Here is a 22,176-nt window from a genome sequence, read left to right as displayed (position 1 = left end):
GTGTGCAAAGAAACCGGTCCGAGGTCATGGTGGACAGCAACGTCGTGGAGGCCCCCGAGGCGCCGGCGCCGTCGGTCGAGGAACTGGCCCGTCCCGCTCACAGCGCCCTGCAATGTCTGGTGGCGGTGGCCGGACACCACGGCATCTCCACCACCGTCGATCGCCTGGTGCACGACTACGTCCTGCCGCCGGTCGAACCGCCGACGCGGGTGGTTCTGAAGATCGCGGCAGCTCTGGGCCTCAAGGCCAGGTCCGCCACCATGACGTGGGAGAAGCTGGTCTCCCTGGGCAAGGTGTTTCCGGTGCTGGCGCGCCTGGCCAACGGCAACACGGTGGTGGTGGTCGGGCCGTCGCAGCAGCAGGGCACGGTGAAGATCGGCGTCCTCGATCCCCTGGCCGACAAGCGCGCCATCTTCTTCCTGGAGAAGGACCAGTTCTGCGCCCAGTGGGCCGGGGAGATCATCCTTCTCAAGCGCGTGCACAAGATCACCGACGAGAACCAGCCCTTTGGCCTGGCCTGGTTCGTGCCGGAGATCCTGCGGCAGAAGAGCGCCTTCCGCGACATCGCCATCGCCGCCATCGTGCTGCACCTCCTGGGGCTGGCGGTGCCGATCTTCTTCCAGCTCGTCATCGACAAGGTGCTGGTCCATCACGCCTCGGCCACCCTGTGGGTGCTGGCCGCCGGCGTCAGCGGCGCCCTGGCCTTCGAAGCGGTGTTCGGCTTCCTGCGCCGCTACCTGCTGCTGGCCGCCACCAACCGCATCGACATGCGCCTGTCGCGCCGCACCTTCAGCCATCTGCTGGCGCTGCCCATCGGCTATTTCGAATCCACCACCGCCGGCGTCACCGTGCGCCACATGCAGCAGGTGGAGAAGATCCGCCAGTTCCTGACGGGGCGGCTGTTCCTGACGGCGCTGGACTGCACGGCCCTGTTGGTCTTCGTCCCCGTCCTGCTGCTCTATTCGGGCAAGCTGGCGGCGGTGGTGCTGGTGTTCGGCCTGCTGATCGCCGCGGTGGTGATCGCCCTGATCGGCCCCTTCCGCCGCCGCCTGCAGGCGTTGTACGACGCCGAGGCGCAGCGCCAGGGCATGCTTGTGGAGACGATCCAGGGCATGCGCACGGTCAAGACCTCGGCCATCGAGCCGGTGCAGCGCCGCAAGTGGGACAACCGCACGGCGCGCGCGGTGGAGCTGCACCTGAGCGTCGGCCAGATCTCCAACGGCGCCCAGTCGGTCACCCACCTGCTGGAACGGCTGATGCTGGTGGCGGTGGTGGCGCTGGGGGCGCAGGACGTGTTCGACCAGTCGCTCACCGTCGGCGCCCTGATCGCCTTCCAGATGCTGGCCGGACGCGTCGTCGGTCCGCTCGTCCAGGTGGTATCCCTGGTGCAGGAGTACCAGGAGACGGCCCTGTCGGTGCGCATGCTGGCCGAGGTGATGGGCCGCCCGCCGGAGCGCCGCGCCGGCCAGGCCGGACTGACACCCCGGCTCAAGGGCGGCGTCGCCTTCGACCGGGTCAGCTTCCGCTACGGCGACCATCCGACCCCGGCCCTGGACTCGGTCAGCCTGTCCATCGAGCCCGGCTCGGTGGTGGGCATCGTCGGCCGCTCCGGGTCGGGCAAGACGACGCTTACGCGGCTCGTTCAGGGGCTCTACCCGGTGCAGCAGGGTGTGGTGCGGTTCGACGGCATCGACATCCGCGAGATCGACCTGCCCCACCTGCGCCGCTCGCTGGGCATCGTGTTGCAGGAGAACTTCCTGTTCCGCGGCACGGTGCGCGAGAACATCGCGGTCACCCGTCCCGACGCGCCGTTCGAGGAGGTGGTGGCCGCCGCCCGTCTGGCCGGTGCCGACGAATTCATCGAGAAGCTGCCCCAGGGTTATGAAACGCTGATCGAGGAAGGGGCGGCCAACCTGTCGGGCGGCCAGCGCCAGCGCCTCGCCATCGCCCGCGCCCTGCTGCCGCGCCCCCGCATCCTGATCCTCGACGAGGCGACCAGCGCCCTCGACCCCGACAGCGAGGCGATCTTCCTCGACAACCTCGCGGCGATCTCCGCCGGTCGCACGGTGCTGATCGTGTCGCACCGCCTGTCCACCATCGCCGGTGCCGACACCATCGTCGTGCTGGAAGGCGGACGCATCGCCGACCAGGGCCGGCACGCCGACCTCCTCACCCGCTGCTCGATTTACAGGCACCTATGGGACCAACAGAACCGCAACGGCTGAAACGGCCCGCGAAGCCCGGCGATCTCGAGCTGGAATTCCTGTCCGATGCCGACGCCATAGAAGAGCGGCCGCTGCCCCGTGCGGCCCGCCTCATCCTGCACTCCCTGGTGGCCCTGATCGTGGCGCTGGTGGTGTGGGCCGCCGTGTCCGAGATCGACCGGGTGGTGACCGCGCGGGGCAAGCTGGTGACCACCCCGGCGACCATCGTCATCCAGCCCCTGGAGACGGCCGTCGTGCGCGCCATCGAGGTCAAGGTGGGCGAGGTGGTGCGCAAGGGCGACACGCTGGTGTTGCTGGACTCCACCTTCACCACCGCCGACGTGACGCAGCTCCGCACCCGGCTCAACAGCCTGGACGCCCAGATCCGCCGCCTGGAGGCGGAGCTGGCGCGCGCCGACGGGAGCGACCTGACGGGAGAGACTCCGGACGAGCGCCTTCAGCAGGCCCTGTTCCGCGAGCGTCAGCAGTTCCGCCGGGCCAAGCTGACCCTGTTCGACGAGAACGTCGGCCGCATCAACGCCCTGCAGAACAGCAACACCCGCGACCAGGCCGTGCTGAAGGAGCGCGTCAAGGCCATGGTCGAGGTGGAGCGCATGCGCGAGGAGCTGCACCAGCGCCAGACCGGCTCCCGCCTGCTGATGCTGGAAAGCCGCGAGCAGCGGCTGACCGTGGAGCAGGAGTTGCAGCGCGCCCTCAACAAGGAGTTCGAGCTGCGCCAGGAGCTGGCCGTCGTGGAGGCGGAGCGGCGCTCCTTCGAACAGGACTGGCAACAGAAGGCGCTGGAGGAACTGGTGACCGCCAAGCGCGAGCGCGACGGCCTGTCCGAACAGCTTGCCAAGGCCGAGCGTCGGTCGGAACTGGTGGTGATGACCGCCCCGTCCGACGCGGTTGTGCTGGAGGTGGCCAAGCGGTCGCTCGGATCGGTGGTCCGCGAGGCGGAACCGCTGGTCACCCTGGTGCCGCTGGACGCGCCGTTGGAGGCGGAGGTGCAGATCGAGGCCCGCGACGTCGGCTATCTGCGCGCCGGCGATCCGGCCCGCATCAAGATCGACGCCTTCCCCTTCCAGAAGCACGGGACGGTGTCCGCCTCCCTGCGCACCATCAGCGAGGATGCCTTCGCGCGCGAACGCGCCGGCCCCGAACAGGGCAGCGAGGCGTACTACATGGGCCGCCTCGACATGGGGCAGATGGAGCTGCGCGGGATCAGCGACGGCACGCGCCTGCTGCCGGGCATGACCCTGTCGGCCGAGATCTCGGTCGGCAAGCGCACCGTGCTCAGCTACTTCCTCTACCCGCTGATGCGCGGCCTGGACGAGAGCATCCGCGAGCCCTGAGCGGCGGAGCCTTCACGCCTCCGGCGGCAGGCGGCCGATGGCGTGCCAGCCGCCGGGGGCGAGACGCAGGACCTCCGGGCCGGTGCCGGCCGGGTTGGGCATCAGGCGCACCAGTTCGCGGTCCTCGAACCAGGCCCACCGCCGCACCTCTGCGGTGGTGGGTTCCCACCCCTCGGCCAGGCGTTCCAGCACGGCGCGATCCTCGCCCGTCACCTTGAAGCGCGCCTTGGGCACGCCGGCTTTCGCCGGCTCGGCGGGGGCGGGGGCGTCGGCCCCGGCGCGGGCGCGGATCCACTCGGTCTGGTAGGTGCGCAGGGCCTGCTGCAGGTCGTTCAGGACCGGCTCGGCCGGGCAGCGCAGATAGGTGTCCAGAAGGGCGCGCAGCGCGTTCCCGGCGGCGGCGGGGCCAGCGGCGAGGCCAGCGGCGGGACGGTTCATCGGCGGCGGTCTCCGCGGTTGGGTGTCACGACGGGCGGCAACTTTAGCGTCCGCGTCCGGCCGGCGGAAGGGGGCCGCGCGACGAACCGCGGGCTGCGCCTGTTGGGGATGGAAATCCGGACCATCCAAAGGAACCCAACCATGAATCGCACGATCCTTGCCGGCGCGTCGCTGCTGGCCCTGTTTGCCGTTGCCGCTTGCGCTCAGGATGGCATCGGTCCCGAGGCCACCGGTCCGGCGGTCACCGCCTGCCCGCCGGGCATGAGCGATCCCGCCTGCCGCGATGACGACTGGTACGGCGGCGTCGGGGAAGACGGGGTGCACACCGCGCCGTCGCCGGAGGGGGCGGGAACCTTCCAGGGTCAGGGCACCGGTGCCGGCGGTGCGGGTGCCGGCGGCTTCGGTCCCGGTTCGCTGCCCGGCCCGGCGGAGGGCACCGGCCCCGGCATGACCGGCGGCACCTGATATAAGAGACGGCCCGTGCGGGCGGGGGCCGCGCTGCCCCCGCCTGCGTACGCCATGCGGGCGGTTTCCCGGCGGCCCGGCCGGCGCCATCTTCAGGGAAGGTCTCCATCCGGAGGCCGAAGACGGGAGGCGCCCATGTTCGACCATGATGAACTCGGCCGGATCACGCCGGACGAGCAGGCGGACGCCCTGCGCACGCTGACCGCGGTGTTCGCCACGTCGGTGGCGCGCCCCGGGGTGGAGCCCCGCAACGCCATCAGCGCGGAAATCCTCGACATCGTCGACGAGGTGCCGGCCGACCGGGCCGAGGCCGTGGCCCAGCTCTTCTCCATGATGGCCCTGCGCCTGCGCCGGCGCGCCGGCGGGCGCGGCACGGTGTTCCGCCAGACGGTGGAGACGGCGCTGCTCGCCCGCTCCCACACGGGGGCGCCGCCGCCTGACGGCGAGGCTGCCTATCTCGCGGCGGACCTGCCCGATCTGGTGGCCATCGACGCCGCCTGCGCCGGACAGATGGAGCGGCTGGCGGGCAAGCCCGCCGGAGAGCGCCGTGCCGCCCTCACCGCCGAGGTGCTGGCCGCCGCCCTGACGGAGGCCGAGCGTGAACGGCGTCTGGGCGGCCCGGACCGCTCGGCCGGCGATCTCGCGGTGGTGGAGTTCCTGTTGCGCGCCGCTGCCCAGTATCTGGCCGCCACCGGCGGGCGGCGGGGCTGATCCCGCCGGATACCTATCCTCCGCGCGCCACCTCCGCCCGCAGCGCCGCGCCCAGGGCGCGGGCAAGGCGGGGGCCGTCGCACAGCGGGCCGGCCGCCATGCGGGCGCGCAGGGTGGTGCGCCACTCCGCCAACCGGCCGGGGTCGCCGGCCAGGGCGGCGGCGCGGGCGACGTAGTCGTCGGCGTCCGCGGCCACGCACTCGTCCAGGCCCAGCACCGACAGGAACGCCAGGGAGTGGCGGGAGGAAAAGGTTTCTCCCGGCAGGGTGACCACCGGCACGCCCATCCACAGGGTTTCCAGCGTCGTGGTCGAGCCGGCGAAGGGAAACGGGTCCAGCGCCACGTCCACCCGCCGGCACCACGCCATGTGCTCCGCCGCGGAGGTGGCGCCCGCCAGCTCCAGCCGGGCCGGATCGACGCCGGCGGCCGCGAACCGCGCCCGCACCGCTGCGGCGGTGACCGGGCAGGACAGCGCCTTGGTCTTCATCAGCAGGCGGGAGCCGGGAACCCGGTTCAGCAGGGCGGCCCAGCAGGCCACCACCGGCGGCCCCATCTTGGTCAGGATGTTGAACGCCCCGAAGGTGATCGGCGCCCCGCCGAGGCAGGGGGGCGGGCCGGGCTCCGGCGCGTCCGCCGGCGGGTCGTAGGCGATGAAGGCGTCGGGCATGCGCAGGATGCGCTCGGTGTAGAAGGCCTCCGCCCCCTCCGGCACGTGGAAGCGGTCGGCGACCAGCGCGTCCATGGTGGCCAGCCCGGTGGTCGCCATGTAGCCTGCCCAGGCCACCTGCACCGGGGCCGCCCGCCGCGCGAACACGCCGAGGCGCCCGCGGGCGTTGTGCCCGGCCAGGTCGATCAGCACGTCCACCCCGTCGGCGCGGATGCGCGCCGCCAGTTCGGCGTCGGACAGACCGGCCACCTCCACCCAGCGCTCCGCCGCGGCGCGGAAGCGGGCCGTGAGGTCGTCCGCCTCGCGCTGGTTGGCGTAGAGCAGCAGCCGCACGCCCTCGGCCGGCAGCGCTTCCGCCACCCGCACCGTGAAGCTGCCGGCGGGATGGCGGCGGAAATCGCCGGAGACGATGCCGACCCGCAGGGGCCGGCGGGCGTCCGCGGCTGCCGCGCGCCCGCGCCGGGGCTGGCGCAGCGGCGCGCCGTGCACGGCGTCCCAGGCGCGGTGCGCCGCCAGCACGCCGGCCAGCGTGACGCCCGGCCGGAACAGATCGAGATAGGCGAGGTTGGAGCGCACCTCCGCCAGGTCCGGCCGCACCGCCAGGGCGCGGCGATAGCCGGCCTCCGCGGCGTCGAGGTCGCCCTGCGTCTGCCGCACGAACGCCAGGTTGGACCAGGCTTCGGGCAGATCGGGACGCAGCGCCGCGGCCGCGGCGTAGGCGCCGGCCGCCTCGGCCGGCCGGTTGAGGCGCACCAGCGCATCGCCCAGCCGCACGCGCGCCTCCGCCAGATCGGGCGCGGCCGCGACGGCACGGCGGGCGAGCGTGGCGGCCGGCGCCGCGGTGCCGGTCTCGATCAGCACGGCGGCGCGGTTGGCCAGCGCTGTGGCGTGGTCGGGACGCAGGGCCAGCGCCGGGCGCAGCAGGCGGTCGGCGTCCGCCGCGGCGCCCCGCGCCAGCCGGCGCGCCGCCAGGTTGACGCGCGCTTCCACGAAGCCGGGGTCGGCGGCCAGCGCCGCCCGGTAGGCCGCTTCCGCCTCCGTCACGCGGTCGAGCGCCGCCAGGGCATTGCCCAGGTTGAAATGGGCCTTGGCGTAGCCGGGGTTGAGCCGCACCGCCCGGCGGTAGCTCTCCGCCGCCTCTGACGTGCGGCCCAGGGTGTCCAGCGCGTTGCCCAGGTTGAACAGGGCCTGCGGGAAGTCGCGGCGCAGGGCCAGGGCGCGGCGGTGGGCCGCCACCGCTTCCTCCGCCCGGCCCAGCGCGCGCAGGGCGCTTCCCAGATTGTCGTGGTAGTCGGCGACGCCGCCGTCCAGGGCGATGGCGGCGGCGATGTGCTCCGCCGCCTCGCCGGGGTGGCCGGACTGGAGCCGGGCGACGCCCAGCAGGTGGCGGGCGTCGGCGTGGCCGGGCACCGCGTCGAGCACGGCGCGGTACAGCGCCTCCGCCTGCGCCGTGCGGCCGGCCCGGTGGTGGGTCAGCGCCGTGGCCAGCGCCTCCTGCACCGTCGCCATCGGCCTACAGCGGTTCGGTGCGGAAGGTGACGCGGCCGGTCAGCCGCTCTCCCGGCTCCAGCGGCACCACGCCGCCGTCGGGCTCTCCGGGGTGGTTCACGGCATCGGTCATGTGGGTCACCGGCTCGATGCAGACGTAGTCCTCGCCGCGCGGGGCGTAGACCACCAGATGGCCGAACGGCCCCTGCGCCTCCATCACCAGGCGACGGCCGGCGGCCGGCCAGTCGAGAGCGGCGCGGCCGTTCCAGCCGGTGAAGCCGTTGTCCACGACGACGTCGTCCAGCACCGTTCCGCCGGCAAACCGCCAGCCTTCGGGCACCGGCACCCGTTCCGCCGGCAGCAGGGTGACGTCGGTCAGCCACACCCCGTCGACGGCGGCCGTCAGCACCGTGCCGGGCGGCTTGGGCAGGTAGGGGTGCAGCCCGAAGCCGGCGGGCATCGCCGACGGGCTTTCGTTCACCAGTTCCAGGTCGACCGTCAGCCGGTCGGGGCTCAGAACGAAGGTCTGGACCGCGGCGTAGCTCCACGGCCAGGCATCGGCACCGTGGCGGAAGGTGAGGCGCACACGGTCGGGCGTCCGCTCCTCCACCGTCCAGGGCGCCTGCCAGGCGTGGCCGTGGATGGCGTGGGGGCAGCCCGGACGGTTGAGCGGCAGCACCACCGCCCGGTCGGCGAACCGGAAACGGCCGCCGGCAACGCGGTTGGAAAAGGGGACCAGCGGAAAGCAGGCGTGGTCGGTGGCGCAGCCCGCGCCCAGAAGGTTGGGCGGCGTGGGCCGCATCAGCTCCACCGGGCCGGCCGGCGTGTGCAGGGTCAGGCGCCCAAGCGAGCCGCCGACGGCAGGGCAGACGACGGTTTCCAGGTCGCCGTGGCGGAGCACGACCGTGTCGGGGCGTTCGGGCATGGCGCTCCGGCGGCAGTCCAAAATGGCGTCCGGGCCGGTATCGCACAGCGGCGCCGGGAATGGAAGGGGTGCGGCGCAACAGTCGCGACCCGGTGGCGAAAAGGTGTTTTCCTTCGGCACGGTGCGGTGTCTATAAACGGAGGGTTTACCGCCTTTGCGCCAAAGTGCGGTTCGATTCACGCCGAGGAGTGCGCGTTCGCGAGATGGAGCCCAGGGCGTTTTCCCGCAAACCCGCCGCCGCCGCACCCACCGGGCCGGGCACCGTCGACGAGGCGGTGATCTGCCGGACGCCGGCGGACTTCCACGGGCTGCCGGGGCGGCTCGTGCTGGGGATCGTGCTGCGCCCGTATCTGGACTCCGTGGTCCTGACCGCCACCGAGATCATCCACCTCGCCAGCCCGCTCAAGGTGCTGATGGAGCACGGGCAACTGGTGGAGAACGCGACAGCACGCGTGGCCATGGTGCAGGCGCGCACCCCCGGCCATGACCAGGCATCCCGGCGCGCCGCTATCCGCAACGCGGTGGCCGAGACCTACGCCAGGGCGTCCGCCGCCCACAGCGCCTTCGCGGCCCTGCCGCGCGCCCGGCCACCGGTGGAAACCGTGCTGGCCCTGCCCGCGGACAAGACGCCGACCGGCGACGCCGCGTACGACATCCGCGTCGCCCTGTCCCGGGAGCTGGCGGAGCAACGCACCTGGCTGTCCAAGCTCGACCGGCTGCTCGGCGTCTTCCGGTGGGACCGGGACGACCGTCTGGCGCAGGCGGCCGACGGCGTGATCGCCGATCTGCTGGGGGCGACCGGTGCGGCGGAGGAGCTGTGCGGCGGCTCGCCGGCGCCCGGCGCCCTGGCGCTGAGCCTGTGCGAGATGATGCTGGGTGCCACCGCCTCGGGATCGGCCCTCGGGCCGGACCGGGCGGGGGAGCTGAACGCCCTGTTCCGGCAGGGCCGGCTGCCGCAGGCGCGCGACGCCGTGCTCGACCGCATCCGCCGCACGCTGCGGTCGCCGCAGCCGCTGGGGCGCGGACAGCCGAAGGACGAGGCCGACCTGTTCAAGGGCATCATCGGTCATGTGGTCACCCGCAACGGCGTGGTCGGCGACGGGGCGATGGCCGAGGCGCTGACGATCCGCTTCTCGCGCCGGCTGGAGCAGGGCGGGGCCAGCGCCTTCCGCCGCTCCATCCCCGGCCTGGCGGAGACGATCGGCGACCTGTTCTGCCGCGTCCATTACCTGTGCGCCGTGTCCACCGCGCAGGCGGCGGAGCGTCACCTGGGGGAGATCGTCGACGCCCTGGACGCCGCGCTGGGCAACGAGCTGCTGGTGGAGAACATGGTGCTCCGCACCGCCGACGCCTCCTCCCTGGCCCGCAGCGTGGCCGGCGCGGTGGAGGCCATCGCCGCCTCCGGCCTGCCGGCGGAGGCGCGGCCGCGGTTGGCGGCGCGGCTGGCCGGGCTGGTGGACGATTTCGCCCGGCGCGGCCGGCTGACCCACGGCCTGCGTGCGCAGGAGCCGGTGCTGCGCCGGCGCATCATCCGCCTGGCGGAGCTGGCCGTCTCGGGCCTGGTGCGGGAGGAGGGGGCGCTGCCGGTCCTGCGTCAGCACATCATGGAGATCGTGAAGCAGCCGCAGTTCCAGGCCGACCTGGCCGAGCGCAATGGCAACGACCTGGCCCAGGCGGAGGTGCGACGACTCTACGCCCTGCTCGATCGCCTGCGCCAGGGTGCCCCCGCCGGCGGCGGCCGCGCCGCGCCGGTGCCGCCGCCGGCTCTGCTGCCCGCCCCCACGCCCGCCCCGGTGCCGGCCGCCGCGGCCATTCCGGTGACGCCCTGCTCCCCGACGGTGCCGACCGCGCCGACGGTACAGGCGCCCGTCCGCCGGGAGCCGGCGGGCGCCGTGGCGCTCCTTCCCGCCGTGCCGGCCGCCGCATCTGCGGGCGACGGGCGCTGTCCCGCCTGTTTCGAGCCCGGATTCGCCGGCGCGCCGGTCTGCCGGGCGTGCGGCTATCCGGCGCGCACCGACAACCGTCCGGGCATCCATCTGATGCCGGGGGCGCTGTTGCAGGGGCGCTACCGCATCGGCCGGGTCCTCGGCCAGGGCGGGTTCGGGGCGACCTATCTGGGCTGGGACGAGCGGCTGCACGTCAAGGTGGCCATCAAGGAATACTACCCGACCAACCTGATCGCCCGCCTTCCCGGCGACCCCGGCGTGGTTCCCTTTTCCGACGAACACGGCAAGGGCTTCGCCGCCGGGCTGCGCAAGTTCCTGGAGGAGGCCCGCCTTCTGGCCCGCCTGCGCGAGGTCAAGGAGATCGTCGGCGTCCAGGACTTCTTCGAGGAGAACGCCACCGCCTATCTGGTCATGGAGCTGCTGGACGGCCGCACCATGAAGCGCTTCATCGCCGAGTCCGGCGGCAAGCTCGACTGCCGGCGCACGCTCGGCGTGCTGACGCCGATCATGCGGGCGTTGCAGGCGGTCCACGACCACGGGCTGGTCCACCGCGACATCAGCCCCGACAACATCTTCCTGACCACCGCCGGCGAGCGCAAGCTGCTGGATTTCGGCGCCGCCCGCCATGCCGCACGCCAGGAAGCGAACCTGACCGTCATCCTGAAGCCGGGCTACGCACCGCCGGAGCAGTATTCCAGGGACGGCCGCCAGGGCCCCTGGACCGACATCTACGCCCTGTGCGCCACCATGTACTGCGCCATCGTCGGCAAGCCGCCCCCCGACGCCACCGCCCGCTTCATGGAGGACACGGTGCCGGGCCCGTCGGAACTGGTGTCCGGCGTCCCGCCGGCCTTCGAAAAGGTGCTGATGAGCGGGCTGGCCATGCGCTGGCAGGACCGGCCGCAGAGCGTGCGCAGCCTGATCAAGGCGTTCGGCGCCGCCATGGGCGAACGGGACGAGGCGGTTCGCTAGCGCATCAGTTCCCGCGTCGCGCGGTCCAGCCCGTCGAGCGTCAGGGGATACATGCGGCCGTCCATCAGCCGTTGCAGGATGCGGGTGCTTTCCGTGTAGCCCCAGCGGGAGTCCGGCACGGGGTTCAGCCACACCGCCCTGGAATAGACGTCCAGCAGGCGTTGCAGCCACACCTGGCCGGGCTCCTCGTTCCAGTGCTCGACGCTGCCGCCGGCGTAGACGATCTCGTAGGGGCTCATGGCCGCGTCGCCGACGAAGACCAGCTTGTAATCGGCGGGGTAGGTGTGCAGCACGTCCAGGGTGGAGATGCGCTCCGCATGGCGACGGCGGTTGTCGCGCCAGACGGCTTCATAGACGCAGTTGTGGAAGTAATAGTGCTCCAGGTGCTTGAACTCGCTGCGGACGGCGGAGAACAGCTCCTCGCACAGGCGCACGTGGTCGTCCATGGAGCCGCCGATGTCGAGGAACAGCAGCACCTTCACGGCGTTGTGCCGCTCCGGCACCATCTTCAGGTCCAGCCAGCCGGCGTTCTGCGCGGTGGCGCGGATGGTGCCGGGCAGGTCCAGTTCGCTGGCCGCACCCTGGCGGGCGAAGCGGCGCAGGCGGCGCAGCGCCACCTTGATGTTGCGGGTGCCCAGTTCCACCGTGTCGTCGAGGTTGCGGAACTCCCGCTGGTCCCAGACCTTGACGGCGCGGCGGTGACGGGACTCCGCCTGGCCGATGCGCACGCCCTCGGGGTTGTAACCGTAAGCGCCGAAGGGAGAGGTGCCGGCGGTGCCGATCCATTTGGAGCCGCCCTGGTGGCGCCCCTTCTGTTCGGCCAGGCGCCGCGCCAGCGTCTCCATCAGCGCCTTCCAGCCGCCCATGGCCGCGACCTGCGCCTTTTCCTCCTCGGTCAGGACGCGCTCGGCCAGCTTGCGCAGCCACTCCTCGGGCAGGTCGACGACGGGGATCTCCTCGCCCGCTTCGGGGCTGCCGGCAAGCCCCTTGAACACCCGGCCGAAGACCCGATCGAAGCGGTCGAGGTTGCGCTCGTCCTTCACCAGGCAGGACCGCGACAGGTAATAGAAGTCCTCCACCCGGTACGCCGCCAGGCCACGCTTCATGGCCTCCATCAGCATCAGGTATTCCTTGAGCGAGACGGGCACGCCGGCCTGGCGCAGCTCGAAGAAGAAGGTGGTGAACATGGGGCGGTGCGGGCCCATCTCTGCGGTCGGGACGGCGGCTCCGGGGTGGCGGAGCGCCGCGGCCATCGTATGTTCACCGTATGGCGTTGTCCACCGGGGCCGGCCGCGGCCAACCCGGCCCGCAGAGGGGCGATCGACGGAGGAGTTGTTGAACGCATTGATCGAGTTTACCCGCGCCCTGGATTTCGCGGCGCACAAGCACATCGACCAGCGCCGCAAGGGGCTGCGGGCCGAGCCCTACGTGAACCATCTCGCGGAGGTGGCGCGCCTGGTCGCCGAGGCGACCGGCGGTGATGAGCCGGACGCGGTCATCGCCGCCCTGCTCCACGACACGCTGGAGGACACCGACGCCACCCGCGAAGAGATCGAGGAGAGCTTCGGCCCCGCCATCGCCGCCATTGTCGTCGAGGTCACCGACGACAAGCGCCTGCCCAAGGGCGAGCGCAAGCAGCGCCAGATCGATCATGCCCCGCGGGTGTCGCGCCCGGCCAAGCTGGTGAAGCTGGCGGACAAGATCAGCAACCTGCGCTCCATGGCGGTGAGCCCGCCGGCCAACTGGAGCCAGGCCCGCAAGATCGAGTACTTCGAATGGGCCGCCGCCGTCGTCGAGGGGCTGCGCGGCACCAGCGAGATCCTGGAGGCGCAGTTCGACGAGGCCCACCGCCGGGGGCTGGAGGACCTGCGCGGCGGCTGATGCGGCACCGTGCCGCGGCGGCCTCTGCGGCCGCCATTGACCAACCGCAGTGCGCCGGTTTCACGAACGCCGTATGGGAAAAGGGACACGCATCCACCGGGTGATTCGAGCCGCGAAGGCACGAGGCAGCCATGTCCCTGACGACCCACACCCCCAACCCCGTTTCCCCTCGCGCGGTCACACCCGCACCGCCCGCCCACCCGGCGCCGGCGCGCCCCGGCGGCTCCCGCGGCTCCGACGCCGGCGGCGAGGAGCCGGGGCGGCACTGGTACGTCAACCGGCCCAAGGTCTACCCCGCCGACGTCCGCGGCGTCTTCCGCCGCCTGAAATGGGCCGTTCTGGGCCTGCTGCTGGCCGTCTACTACGTCACCCCCTGGCTGCGCTGGGACCGCGGTCCCGGCATTCCCGACCAGGCCGTGCTGGTCGACATGGTCGGCCGCCGCGCCTACTTCTTCACCATCGAGATCTGGCCGCAGGAGGTCTATTTCCTGACGGGCCTGCTGATCATCGGCGCCTTCGCGATCTTCCTGGCCACCACCCTGTTCGGACGCGTGTGGTGCGGCTACGCCTGCCCGCAGACGGTGTGGACCGACCTGTACATGTGGGTGGAGCGCAGGATCGAGGGCAACCGGTCGGAGCGCATCCGCCTGGACAAGGCCCCCTGGACCGCCGCCAAGGCGCTGAAGAAGGTCGCCAAGCACGCGGCCTGGCTGGCCATCGCCCTGGTCACCGGCGGCGCCTGGATCTTCTACTTCAACGACGCGCCGACGCTGCTGCACGAGATCGTGACGGCGGAGGTGTCGTGGCGGGTGGTGGCCTTCGCCGGCCTGTTCACCGCGACCACCTATTTCTTCGCGGGGTGGGCGCGCGAGCAGATCTGCATCTACGTCTGCCCGTGGCGCAGCTACCAGTCGGCCATGCTGGACGAGGACAGCTTCGTCGTCACCTACGAGGACTGGCGCGGCGAGAACCGCCACCCCCTGCACAAGTCGCAGACCGCGGAGGAGCGGCGGGCGCAGGGCTGGGGCGACTGCATCGACTGCAAGCTGTGCGTCCACGTCTGCCCGACCGGCACCGACATCCGCAAGGGCCAGCAGATCTCCTGCATCGGCTGCGGCCTGTGCGTGGACGCCTGCAACGAGGTGATGCGCCAGGTCGGCCTTCCCGGCAACCTCATCCGCTTCGACACCCAAACCAACCAGGTGGCGCGGGCCCGCGGCGACGCGGCGCCGGTGCGCATCCTGCGGCCGCGCACCATCATCTATTCGCTGATCATGGTGACGGTGGCCGGTTTGATGGTGATCGCCCTGGCGTTGCGCCCCTCGGTGGAGGTCAACGTGCTGCGCGACCGGGCACCCCTGTACGTGGTGATGTCCACGGGCGACGTGCAGAACGCGTACACGCTGAAGATTCTCAACAAGACCCACCAGCCCCGGGAGTACCGCCTGACGGTGGAGGGGCTGGAGGCGGCGGAGCTGTCGGCGGCGGTGCCGGGCATGCAGGGCGGTGCCGCCCTGATCGCCCCGGCCGACGCGGACTCCGTGGCGACCTACCGCGTCTTCGTGCGCGTGCCGCCGGGCACGGCGGCGAGTGGCTCCACCGACGTGACCTTCGCGGTGGAGGACCTGGCCACCGGTGAGGTGGGATCGCACCCCAGCGTGTTCATGGCGCCCTGATACCGGGTTCGGTAAGTCCTGACGTCCGAACCCGGTATCGGCCGCGACGGCGGCCGCGGCCCGATAGGGCCGAAGCCTGCGTGGCGTTTGAACGCAGCGGTCAGGATTTTCCTGACCGCGTATGACCGGCACCTGTCACCGCCGCTCATCGCCTCGCTCCTCCGGGGGCGGGGCGGCGGCGGTGTCGTCATGGCCGCTGCGGGCGCTGTGGAACATCAGCGCCATCAGGCCGACGGCGAGCGCGGCCGTCAGCACGATCCCCAGCACCAGCGCCAGCACCCCGTGCAGACCGAGACCGAAGCCGTCGCCCTCCAGCATCCACAGGGATGCCAGCGCCACGCCGGTCAGCGCGGTGCTCACCGCCAGGAACACGTAGACCCACCGCATCCGCCGCCTCCCTTCCGCCCGGGAGACGGGACATGGTGGGCGGTGCGCTACATGTCCAACCCGATGTCCAGGGTCGGCGCGCTGTGGGTGAGCCAGCCGCAGGAGATCATGTCGACGCCCGCCTCGGCGATGGGGCGGACGGTGGCCAGGGTCACCGTGCCCGACGCCTCGGTCAGCAGGCGGCCGTCCACCAGTTCCACCGCCCGGCGCAGGGTGTCCGGGTCCATGTTGTCGAGCAGCACGGCGTCCACCGGCAGCTCCAGCAGTTCGCGAAGCTGGTCCAGCGTGTCCACCTCCACCTCCACCTTGACCATGTGGCCGATGGCGGCGCGGGCGCGCTCCACCGCCGGGCGGATACCGCCGGCGATGGCGATGTGGTTGTCCTTGATCAGCACCGCGTCGTCCAGGCCGAAGCGGTGGTTGGACCCGCCGCCCAGGCGCACCGCCGCCTTCTCCAGCACCCGCAGGCCGGGCGTGGTCTTGCGGGTGCAGACGATGCGCGCCCGCGTCCCGTCGACGGCGCGCACCAGGGTGCGCGTCGCCGTGGCAATGCCCGCCATGCGGCCCATGAGGTTCAGCGCCGTGCGCTCCGCCGTCAGCAGGGCCCGGGCGCTGCCGCGCAGGGTGGCGATGCAGCCGCCGGCCGGAACGTCGGCGCCGTCGCCGTGCTCCACCACCGCTTCCATGGCGGGGTCGAGCAGGCGGAAGGCGGACAGGGCCACCTCCAGCCCGGCCACCCGGCCGTCCTTGCGGGCCGACAGGCGGGCGGTCGCCACCGCGCCGGCCGGGACGATGGAGTCCGTGGTCACGTCGCCGGCGCGGCCCAGATCCTCCAGCAGCGTGGCGCGGACGATGGACTCGTACATCAAAGGCTGAAGCATGCGGCGTCTCCGGTCGCGCGCCCGGCCGGCTCCCCGGCCAGCGCGTCGAGGGTGAAGAAGTGGCGGACGGCCGCGGGGTCCGTGGCCGGGTAATCGCTGCGGCTATGGGCGCCGCGGCTCTCGCGCCGCAGGGCGGCCGCGTGGACCACCAGGCGGGCGGCAAGCAGCAGGTTGCGCGCCTCGCCCCAGCGGCGCACCGCCACTTGCCCGGCGTCGCCGGCGGGCAGCGCCTCCAGTTCGGCGTCGAGACGGTCGAGGCGGCGGCGGCCGCGCTCCAGCCCGTCGCCGTCGCGCACCAGCCCGGCCGCGTCGTAAAGGCTGCGGCGCGCCGCGGCGACGATGCCGGCGATCGCCGCGCCGTCCCCGTCGCCGGGAACCGCCGGCGGCTCGGGCAGGGCGACGGGGACCGGGGCGGGAGCGTCGCAGGCGGCGGCGTCACGGGCGACGCGGGCGCCGAACACCAGCGTCTCCAGCAGGGAGTTGCTGGCCAGCCGGTTGGCGCCGTGGACGCCGGTGCAGGCCACCTCGCCGCAGGCCCACAGGCCGCCCAGCGAGGTGCGGCCGTGGGCGTCGGTCCACACGCCGCCCATGTGGTAATGGGCGGCGGGGGCCACCGGCACCGGCGCGGCCAGAGGGTCGAAGCCGGCGGCGGCGCACAGGGCGAGCACCGTGGGGAAGCCGTCGGGCTTCGCCGCCAGGGCCGGGCGCAGGTCGAGCAGCACCGGCTCTCCGGCGGCGACGCGGCGGCCGATGGCGCGGGCCACCACGTCGCGCGGCGCCAGTTCGGCCAGCGGGTGCTCGTCGGCCATGAAGCGGCGGCCGTGACGGTCGAGCAGCCGGGCACCGGCACCGCGCAGCGCCTCGGTCAGCAGCGGCGCCGGCCCGTCGCCGGTGTCCGCGGCCAGCGCCGTGGGGTGGAACTGCACGAACTCCACGTCCCCCAGCAGGGCGCCGGCGCGGGCCGCCAGAGCCAGCCCGTCGCCGGTCGCCTCCACCGGGTTCGTGGTGCGGGCGAAGGCGGCGCCGATGCCGCCGGTGGCCAGCACCACCCGCGGGCTGCGGTGGAACACCCAGCCGTCGCGGTGGCGGGCCAGCAGGCCGCAGACGCGGCCGGCGCGGACCACCAGGTCGGTGGCGAAGGCGCCCGTCTCCACCGCGATGGCGGGGGTGGCGCGCACCCGGGCCGCCAGCGCCTCCACCAGCGTGCGGCCGGTGGCGTCGCCGCCGGCGTGGACGATGCGCGCCGCACCATGGGCCGCCTCGCGCCCCAGCAGCGGCCGCCCGTCGGCGCCGCGGTCGAAGGGCAGGCCGGCGGCCAGCAGCTCGGCCACCCGCGCCGCCCCCTCGCGGGCCAGCAGCCCGGCCATGGCCGGATCGACGAAGCCGGCTCCGGCGGCCACCGTGTCGGCGGCGTGGGCGTCGGGCGTGTCGTCCGGGGCCAGCGCCGCGGCGATGCCCCCCTGGGCGTAGAGGCTGGACCCGCCCGGCAGATCGTCGGTCTTGGTCAGCAGGACGACGGGGCCGATGCCCGGCCGGTCGGCGAGGTGCAGGGCGACCGTCAGTCCGGCCAGGCCGGACCCGACCACCAGCACCCCGGCGTCGCGCATGGTGAACATGGCAAGCCCTCCCGGGGCCGTGGGGATCAACGGGGCTTCACCGCCAGCATGCGCTCCACCGAGAGGCGGGCGCGGTCCGCCAGATCCGGCGCGATCTCCACGCGCGGCTCCAGGGTGACCAGCGCCCGGTGGATGGCGGCCAGCGTGATGCGCTTCATGTGCGGGCACAGGTTGCAGGGCCGCACGAACTCCGTCTCCGGCACGGCGGCGGCGATGTTGTCGCTCATGGAGCATTCGGTGACCATGAAGACGCGCGGCGGGCGCGTCCGCTCGATCATGTCGATCATGCGCGCGGTGGAGCCGACGAAGTCGGCGGCGGCCAGCACGTCGGGCGGGCATTCCGGGTGGGCGATGACCACCAGATCGTCGAAGCGGCTGCGGAACTCCGCGATCTCGGCGCCGGTGAAGCGCTCGTGCACCTCGCAATGGCCCTTCCAGGCGATGATCTCCACGTCGGTCTGCGTGGCCACGTACTTTGCCAGGTACTCGTCGGGCAGCATGATCACGCGCGGCACGCCCAGGCTCTCCACCACTTCCACCGCGTTGCCGGAGGTGCAGCAGATGTCCACCTCCGCCTTCACCGCGGCGGAGGTGTTGACGTAGGCGACGATGGGAACGCCGGGATAGGCTTCGCGCAGCAGCCGCACGTCGGCGGCGGTGATCGATTCGGCCAGGGAGCAGCCGGCGGCGGCGTCGGGGATCAGCACCGTCTTCGACGGGTTCAGCAGCTTGGCCGTCTCCGCCATGAAGTGGACGCCGGCCATGACGATCACGTCGGCGTCGGACTCGGCGGCGCGGGCGGCCAGCGCCAGGCTGTCGCCGACGATATCGGAGACGCCGTGGAAGATCTCCGGCGTCTGGTAGTTGTGGGCCAGGACGACGGCGTTGCGCTCCCGCTTCAGCGCGGTGATGGCGTGGACCAGCGGCGCGTGGAACGGCCACTCGATCTCCGGGATCACGCGCTTCATGCGCTCGTAGACCGGCGCCGTGGCGCGCCGGACCTCGTCGGTGTAGGCCAGCCCGGCGGCGTCCGCGCGGGGCATCGCGCTGTCCATGGATATGCTCCGCATGAGTGGAAGCGTTATTGCTCAATAAGAGCATAAATGGGGTGTGGCAAATGTCAACCGTTCCGACGGCCCTTTCCGCAGAGCGGAACGGTGCCTTAGGCTTCGGCGTCGGGGATGGCGCGGGTGCTGGTGCGTTCGTGCACGGCCTGGCGGCGGAAGCGGTACAGCTCGGCCGGGCGGCCGCCGGTCTGGTTTTCGAAGGCGCCGGTCGGCTCGACGAAGCCGCCGGAGATCATCAGGCGGCGGAAGTTCTGCTTGTGCAGGCGCGTTCCCGACAGGGCCTCCACCACCTGCTGGAGCCGGTGCAGGGTGAAGGCGGGGGGCAGCAGTTCGAAGACGATGGGGCGGTACTTCAGCTTGCCGCGCAGCCGTTCCAGGGCGGTCGCCAGGATGCGGCGGCCGTCGCGGGCCATGGGTCGGCCGAGCGCCCGGGGCATGTCGCGCGGCGCCGATGCGCCGGCGACGCCGGCCAGCGCCTCCAGCCGGCGGTCGCGGTGGGACTCCACCACCAGCCCGGCCTCGTACAGCAGCTCATAGCGCTGCAACACCCGCTCGCCGTCCCAGGGCGCCCCGTCGAGGGCGAAGGCGAGTTGCGCGCGTTCCGTCCGGCGGGCGCGCGTGCCGGGGTCTTCGGCGGCGGCGCTCCAGCGCTCCAGCGCCGGCACGATGACCGAATCGATCAGGGCCGGGCGTTCCTCGCGCCAGTCCTCCCACGGGAAGTGATCGTAGAGGTCCCGCCACGCGGCGCCGCCGCTGCCGCCGATGGGTTCGTCGCGGACCAGGGCCAGATAGCCGACGCTGAGCGCCCGCGGCCCGCCGAACAACTCGTGCGGGTCGCGGAAGCGGTCGCCGAAGGTGTAGAGCTGCTCCACATAGCGCAGGCCGACGCCGGTCAGCCCCTCGGCGACGGCGCGCACCCCTTCCTGGAGCGTGCGGAAGCGGCCGGGCTCGAAGGTGGCGCCGGGCAGGGCGTCGCGGTGGGGCGGCGGCAGGTCGCGCCCGCGCAGGGCCTCCGGCACCTCGAAGCCGCTGCGCACCTCGACCACGCGCGGCACGCCCGCGGCCACCGCGACGATCACCACCGTGAGGCCGAGCTGAAGCTCCCCACCCAACGCACGCCCCCCTGATTTGCCCCGAACCGTCCCGCCGGACCGGGGGGAACATAGCCGCCGGCCGCCGCCACCGCCAGCCGCGACACGTCGCCGCAGCGCGGCGCTGCGGTACGATGTCGCGCGACAGGTCCACCGGGGATCCGTTACCAGGGGCTCCCTTCGCCATCCATCCGGAAGTTCCGCATCATGGAAGATACCCGCGTCACCCTTCAGGCCCTCGCCCTCCTGCTCGCCGTCGTCGTCGTTCTCGTCGGGCTGGTCGTCGCCTCGCCGTCCGGGCTGGTGCTGCTGGCCACCGTCGGTGCCTGGGCCAACCTGGCCTGGCTGCTGGGCGTCACCATCGGTCGCAAGGCCTGACGCGCGACGCGGCATCCGGCGTACGGGCACTGGACAGACGGGGCGGACGCGGATTAGGACAGCGTCCACCGCGATCCGTACCGTCAACCGCCCGCGCCGGAGGCCGTGCCATGGACACCTCTCTTCCCGTCGTCCGCTCCGTCTGCGACCTGCGCGCCCGCGTTGCCGACTGGCGGGCGCAGGGTTTGCGTGTGGCGCTGGTCCCCACCATGGGGGCACTGCACGACGGCCACCTCGCCCTGGTGCGCCGCGCCGGCGAGCTGGCGGACCGCGTGGTCGCCAGCGTTTTCGTCAACCCGACCCAGTTCGCCCCGCACGAGGACTTCGACCGCTACCCCCGGGACGAGGCGGGCGATTCCGCCAAGCTGGCATCGGCCGGCTGCCATCTCCTCTACGCCCCGTCGGTGCGCGCGATGTATCCCGACGGCTTCGCGACGTCCGTGGCCGTCGCCGGACCGGCGCGCGGCCTGTGCGCCGACAGCCGGCCGCACTTCTTCGGCGGCGTGGCGGTGGTCGTCACCAAGCTGTTCCTGCAAGCCCTGCCCGACGTCGCCGTGTTCGGCGAGAAGGATTACCAGCAGCTTCAGGTCATCCGCCGCTTCACCCGCGACCTCGACATCCCCGTTCGCGTCGAGGGGCTGCCCACGGTGCGCGAAGCAGACGGGCTGGCCATGTCGTCGCGCAATGCCTACCTCACCCCCGACGAGCGGGCCCGCGCCCCGGAGTTGCAGCGCGCCCTGAGCGCCGCCGCCGCCGCGCTGGCCGGCGGCGTCGAGGCAGCCCCGGTGCTGGAGGAGGTGCGCCATCGCCTTGCCGCCGCCGGCTTCGGCCGGGTGGATTATGTGGAACTGCGCGACGCCGACACGCTGGAGCCGCTCACCCGCGCCGATGGCCCGGCCCGGCTGCTGGCGGCGGTGTGGCTGGGCAAGGCGCGCCTGCTCGACAACGTTCCGGTGGCGGCGGGCTGATGCTCCGCCGCGGCGGGCGGGGGATCACCCCGCCTTCAGCAGCCGGGCCGCGTCGCGAGCGGCGTAGGTGAGCACGGCGTCGGCGCCGGCGCGCTTGAACGACAGCAGCGTCTCCATCAGGGCGGCGTCGTAGTTCAGCCAGCCGTTGGCCGCCGCCGCCCGCAGCATCGCGTACTCGCCCGACACATGGTACGCGAAGGTGGGTACGGCGAAGCCGTCTTTCACCCGGCGGATGATGTCCAGGTAGGGCAGGCCGGGCTTCACCATCACCATGTCCGCCCCCTCCTGCAGGTCCATGGCCACCTCGCGCAGGGCCTCGTCGCCGTTGGCCGGGTCCATCTGATAGGTGCGCTTGTCGCCCTTGAGGAAGCCGCCGGAATTTACCGCATCGCGGAACGGGCCGTAATAGGCCGAGGCGTACTTGGCGGCGTAGGAGCACAGCCGGACCAGCCGGTGGCCGGCACCGTCCAGCCGGTCGCGGAGGACGGCGATGCGGCCGTCCATCATATCCGACGGGGCGACGATGTCGGCGCCCGCCTCGGCCTGGGACAGGGCCTGGCGGGCCAGAACCTCTACCGTCTCGTCGTTGAGGATGCGGCCGTCGCGCAGGATGCCGTCGTGGCCGTGACTGGTGTAGGGGTCCAGTGCCACGTCGCACAGCAGTCCGACGTGGGGCGCCGCCGCCTTCAGGGCGCGGATGGCGCGGTTCATCAGGTTGTCGGGGTTGTAGGCTTCCGCCGCGTCCTCCGACTTGGCATCGGACCCCACCACCGGGAACAGGGCGACGCAGGGGATGCCAAGGTCGCCGGCGGCGCCGACCTCGTCCACCAGCACGTCCAGGGTCATGCGCTCCACGCCGGGCATGGAAGGCACGGGCTCGCGCCGGCCCGATCCCTCGATCGCGAAGACCGGCCAGATCAGGTCGTCGACGCTGAGGCGGTTCTCGGCGACCAGGCGCCGGGTCCAGGCGTCGGCACGGTTGCGGCGCAGGCGGGTGTGCGGGAACGCGCCGGTCGTCAGGTGGGCGGGGGAGGTCATCGGGCGGGCTTCTGTATCGGCC

The 22,176-nt window shown here is 72.8% G+C and carries 19 protein-coding genes; 9 read left to right on the top strand and 10 right to left on the bottom strand.

Annotation, left to right across the window (positions count from 1 at the left end; genetic code table 11):
• The first annotated feature begins 26 nt into the window (after positions 1-26).
• The gene (locus tag G472_RS0108995; protein ID WP_211100163.1) at positions 27-2,225 is read left to right on the top strand and encodes a peptidase domain-containing ABC transporter; all 2,199 of its coding nucleotides are present in this window, start codon (positions 27-29) and stop codon (positions 2,223-2,225) included.
• Entirely contained in the window at positions 2,198-3,559 is a 1,362-nt protein-coding gene (locus G472_RS0108990; protein ID WP_051340601.1) for an HlyD family type I secretion periplasmic adaptor subunit, read from the top strand. The genes G472_RS0108995 and G472_RS0108990 overlap by 28 nt, the downstream gene beginning before the upstream one ends.
• 12 nt (positions 3,560-3,571) lie before the next feature.
• On the opposite strand, the gene G472_RS0108985 is transcribed toward G472_RS0108990, so the two are convergent.
• A complete protein-coding gene (locus tag G472_RS0108985; RefSeq protein ID WP_051340600.1) occupies positions 3,572-3,997 on the bottom strand; it encodes a hypothetical protein in 426 nt (141 codons plus the stop codon).
• Positions 3,998-4,138: 141 nt separating this feature from the next.
• Here G472_RS0108985 and G472_RS38775 point away from each other — a divergent pair, with 141 nt between their 5' ends.
• Together G472_RS38775 and G472_RS0108975 are read left to right on the top strand one after the other, a co-directional pair.
• Positions 4,139-4,462 carry a hypothetical protein gene (locus G472_RS38775; RefSeq protein ID WP_035691656.1) on the top strand — a complete coding sequence of 108 codons (324 nt, stop codon included), beginning with the start codon at positions 4,139-4,141 and terminating at the stop codon, positions 4,460-4,462.
• Between the two features lie 135 nt (positions 4,463-4,597).
• Positions 4,598-5,173 (top strand): hypothetical protein, encoded by a 576-nt coding sequence (locus G472_RS0108975; protein ID WP_029008116.1) that lies wholly within the window; start codon positions 4,598-4,600, stop codon positions 5,171-5,173.
• Positions 5,174-5,186: 13 nt separating this feature from the next.
• On the opposite strand, the gene G472_RS0108970 is transcribed toward G472_RS0108975, so the two are convergent.
• Both G472_RS0108970 and G472_RS0108965 read right to left on the bottom strand, forming a co-directional pair.
• Positions 5,187-7,349 (bottom strand): O-linked N-acetylglucosamine transferase, SPINDLY family protein, encoded by a 2,163-nt coding sequence (locus G472_RS0108970; RefSeq protein WP_029008115.1) that lies wholly within the window; start codon positions 7,347-7,349, stop codon positions 5,187-5,189.
• Positions 7,350-7,353: 4 nt separating this feature from the next.
• Positions 7,354-8,253 carry an aldose 1-epimerase gene (locus G472_RS0108965; RefSeq protein WP_029008114.1) on the bottom strand — a complete coding sequence of 300 codons (900 nt, stop codon included), beginning with the start codon at positions 8,251-8,253 and terminating at the stop codon, positions 7,354-7,356.
• Positions 8,254-8,456: 203 nt separating this feature from the next.
• On the opposite strand from G472_RS0108965, the gene G472_RS36925 reads away from it, so the two are divergent.
• Positions 8,457-11,171: a serine/threonine-protein kinase gene (locus G472_RS36925; RefSeq protein ID WP_051340599.1), complete on the top strand. Its 2,715-nt coding sequence runs from the start codon at positions 8,457-8,459 to the stop codon at positions 11,169-11,171.
• Here the strand turns inward: G472_RS36925 and G472_RS0108955 are convergent.
• Positions 11,168-12,358: a vWA domain-containing protein gene (locus G472_RS0108955; protein WP_029008113.1), complete on the bottom strand. Its 1,191-nt coding sequence runs from the start codon at positions 12,356-12,358 to the stop codon at positions 11,168-11,170. The two genes, G472_RS36925 and G472_RS0108955, sit on opposite strands and share 4 nt — an antisense overlap.
• Before the next feature lie 148 nt (positions 12,359-12,506).
• Here G472_RS0108955 and G472_RS0108950 point away from each other — a divergent pair, with 148 nt between their 5' ends.
• Both G472_RS0108950 and ccoG read left to right on the top strand, forming a co-directional pair.
• On the top strand, positions 12,507-13,052 hold the full coding sequence (locus tag G472_RS0108950; RefSeq protein ID WP_029008112.1) for an HD domain-containing protein: 546 nt from the start codon (positions 12,507-12,509) through the stop codon (positions 13,050-13,052).
• 131 nt (positions 13,053-13,183) lie between these two features.
• Positions 13,184-14,728, top strand: a complete 1,545-nt coding sequence (ccoG, locus tag G472_RS32100; RefSeq protein WP_084536535.1) for a cytochrome c oxidase accessory protein CcoG — start codon at positions 13,184-13,186, stop codon at positions 14,726-14,728.
• A gap of 135 nt (positions 14,729-14,863) precedes the next feature.
• Here the strand turns inward: ccoG and G472_RS0108940 are convergent, their stop codons facing one another.
• The 5 genes from G472_RS0108940 to G472_RS0108920 form a co-directional block, all read right to left on the bottom strand.
• Positions 14,864-15,115, bottom strand: coding sequence for a hypothetical protein (locus G472_RS0108940; protein ID WP_029008111.1), 252 nt, complete (start codon positions 15,113-15,115; stop codon positions 14,864-14,866).
• A gap of 47 nt (positions 15,116-15,162) precedes the next feature.
• A complete protein-coding gene (gene nadC / locus G472_RS39740) occupies positions 15,163-15,996 on the bottom strand; it encodes a carboxylating nicotinate-nucleotide diphosphorylase (protein WP_029008110.1) in 834 nt (277 codons plus the stop codon).
• Positions 15,981-17,612: an L-aspartate oxidase gene (locus tag G472_RS0108930; protein ID WP_035691655.1), complete on the bottom strand. Its 1,632-nt coding sequence runs from the start codon at positions 17,610-17,612 to the stop codon at positions 15,981-15,983. Before G472_RS0108930 ends, nadC begins: the two co-directional genes overlap by 16 nt.
• Before the next feature lie 26 nt (positions 17,613-17,638).
• Positions 17,639-18,667: a quinolinate synthase NadA gene (nadA, locus tag G472_RS0108925; RefSeq protein ID WP_245593436.1), complete on the bottom strand. Its 1,029-nt coding sequence runs from the start codon at positions 18,665-18,667 to the stop codon at positions 17,639-17,641.
• Between the two features lie 107 nt (positions 18,668-18,774).
• Positions 18,775-19,791: an NUDIX hydrolase gene (locus G472_RS0108920; protein WP_029008107.1), complete on the bottom strand. Its 1,017-nt coding sequence runs from the start codon at positions 19,789-19,791 to the stop codon at positions 18,775-18,777.
• A 186-nt stretch (positions 19,792-19,977) separates the two neighbouring features.
• Between G472_RS0108920 and G472_RS0108915 the strand changes: the two genes are divergently transcribed.
• On the top strand, positions 19,978-20,148 hold the full coding sequence (locus tag G472_RS0108915; RefSeq protein ID WP_029008106.1) for a hypothetical protein: 171 nt from the start codon (positions 19,978-19,980) through the stop codon (positions 20,146-20,148).
• 110 nt (positions 20,149-20,258) lie between these two features.
• On the top strand, positions 20,259-21,116 hold the full coding sequence (gene panC / locus G472_RS0108910; RefSeq protein ID WP_029008105.1) for a pantoate--beta-alanine ligase: 858 nt from the start codon (positions 20,259-20,261) through the stop codon (positions 21,114-21,116).
• Between the two features lie 24 nt (positions 21,117-21,140).
• Here the strand turns inward: panC and hemB are convergent, their stop codons facing one another.
• Positions 21,141-22,154, bottom strand: coding sequence for a porphobilinogen synthase (hemB, locus tag G472_RS0108905; RefSeq protein WP_029008104.1), 1,014 nt, complete (start codon positions 22,152-22,154; stop codon positions 21,141-21,143).
• Positions 22,155-22,176: the final 22 nt, after the last annotated feature.

It is taken from the genome of Azospirillum halopraeferens DSM 3675, from assembly GCF_000429625.1.
Lineage (GTDB): Bacteria > Pseudomonadota > Alphaproteobacteria > Azospirillales > Azospirillaceae > Azospirillum > Azospirillum halopraeferens.
Note: the sequence above shows the minus strand (reverse complement) of the source record. Positions and strands in the feature narration are given on the sequence as shown.

Coding starts and splice junctions, on each gene's coding strand:
- G472_RS0108995 (WP_211100163.1), top strand. CDS start 27: ATGGTGGACAGCAACGTCGTGGAGGCCCCCGAGGCGCCGGCGCCGTCG.
- G472_RS0108990 (WP_051340601.1), top strand. CDS start 2,198: ATGGGACCAACAGAACCGCAACGGCTGAAACGGCCCGCGAAGCCCGGC.
- G472_RS0108985 (WP_051340600.1), bottom strand. CDS start 3,997: ATGAACCGTCCCGCCGCTGGCCTCGCCGCTGGCCCCGCCGCCGCCGGG.
- G472_RS38775 (WP_035691656.1), top strand. CDS start 4,139: ATGAATCGCACGATCCTTGCCGGCGCGTCGCTGCTGGCCCTGTTTGCC.
- G472_RS0108975 (WP_029008116.1), top strand. CDS start 4,598: ATGTTCGACCATGATGAACTCGGCCGGATCACGCCGGACGAGCAGGCG.
- G472_RS0108970 (WP_029008115.1), bottom strand. CDS start 7,349: ATGGCGACGGTGCAGGAGGCGCTGGCCACGGCGCTGACCCACCACCGG.
- G472_RS0108965 (WP_029008114.1), bottom strand. CDS start 8,253: ATGCCCGAACGCCCCGACACGGTCGTGCTCCGCCACGGCGACCTGGAA.
- G472_RS36925 (WP_051340599.1), top strand. CDS start 8,457: ATGGAGCCCAGGGCGTTTTCCCGCAAACCCGCCGCCGCCGCACCCACC.
- G472_RS0108955 (WP_029008113.1), bottom strand. CDS start 12,358: ATGTTCACCACCTTCTTCTTCGAGCTGCGCCAGGCCGGCGTGCCCGTC.
- ccoG (WP_084536535.1), top strand. CDS start 13,184: ATGTCCCTGACGACCCACACCCCCAACCCCGTTTCCCCTCGCGCGGTC.
- G472_RS0108940 (WP_029008111.1), bottom strand. CDS start 15,115: ATGCGGTGGGTCTACGTGTTCCTGGCGGTGAGCACCGCGCTGACCGGC.
- nadC (WP_029008110.1), bottom strand. CDS start 15,996: ATGCTTCAGCCTTTGATGTACGAGTCCATCGTCCGCGCCACGCTGCTG.
- G472_RS0108930 (WP_035691655.1), bottom strand. CDS start 17,612: ATGTTCACCATGCGCGACGCCGGGGTGCTGGTGGTCGGGTCCGGCCTG.
- nadA (WP_245593436.1), bottom strand. CDS start 18,667: ATGGACAGCGCGATGCCCCGCGCGGACGCCGCCGGGCTGGCCTACACC.
- G472_RS0108915 (WP_029008106.1), top strand. CDS start 19,978: ATGGAAGATACCCGCGTCACCCTTCAGGCCCTCGCCCTCCTGCTCGCC.
- panC (WP_029008105.1), top strand. CDS start 20,259: ATGGACACCTCTCTTCCCGTCGTCCGCTCCGTCTGCGACCTGCGCGCC.
- hemB (WP_029008104.1), bottom strand. CDS start 22,154: ATGACCTCCCCCGCCCACCTGACGACCGGCGCGTTCCCGCACACCCGC.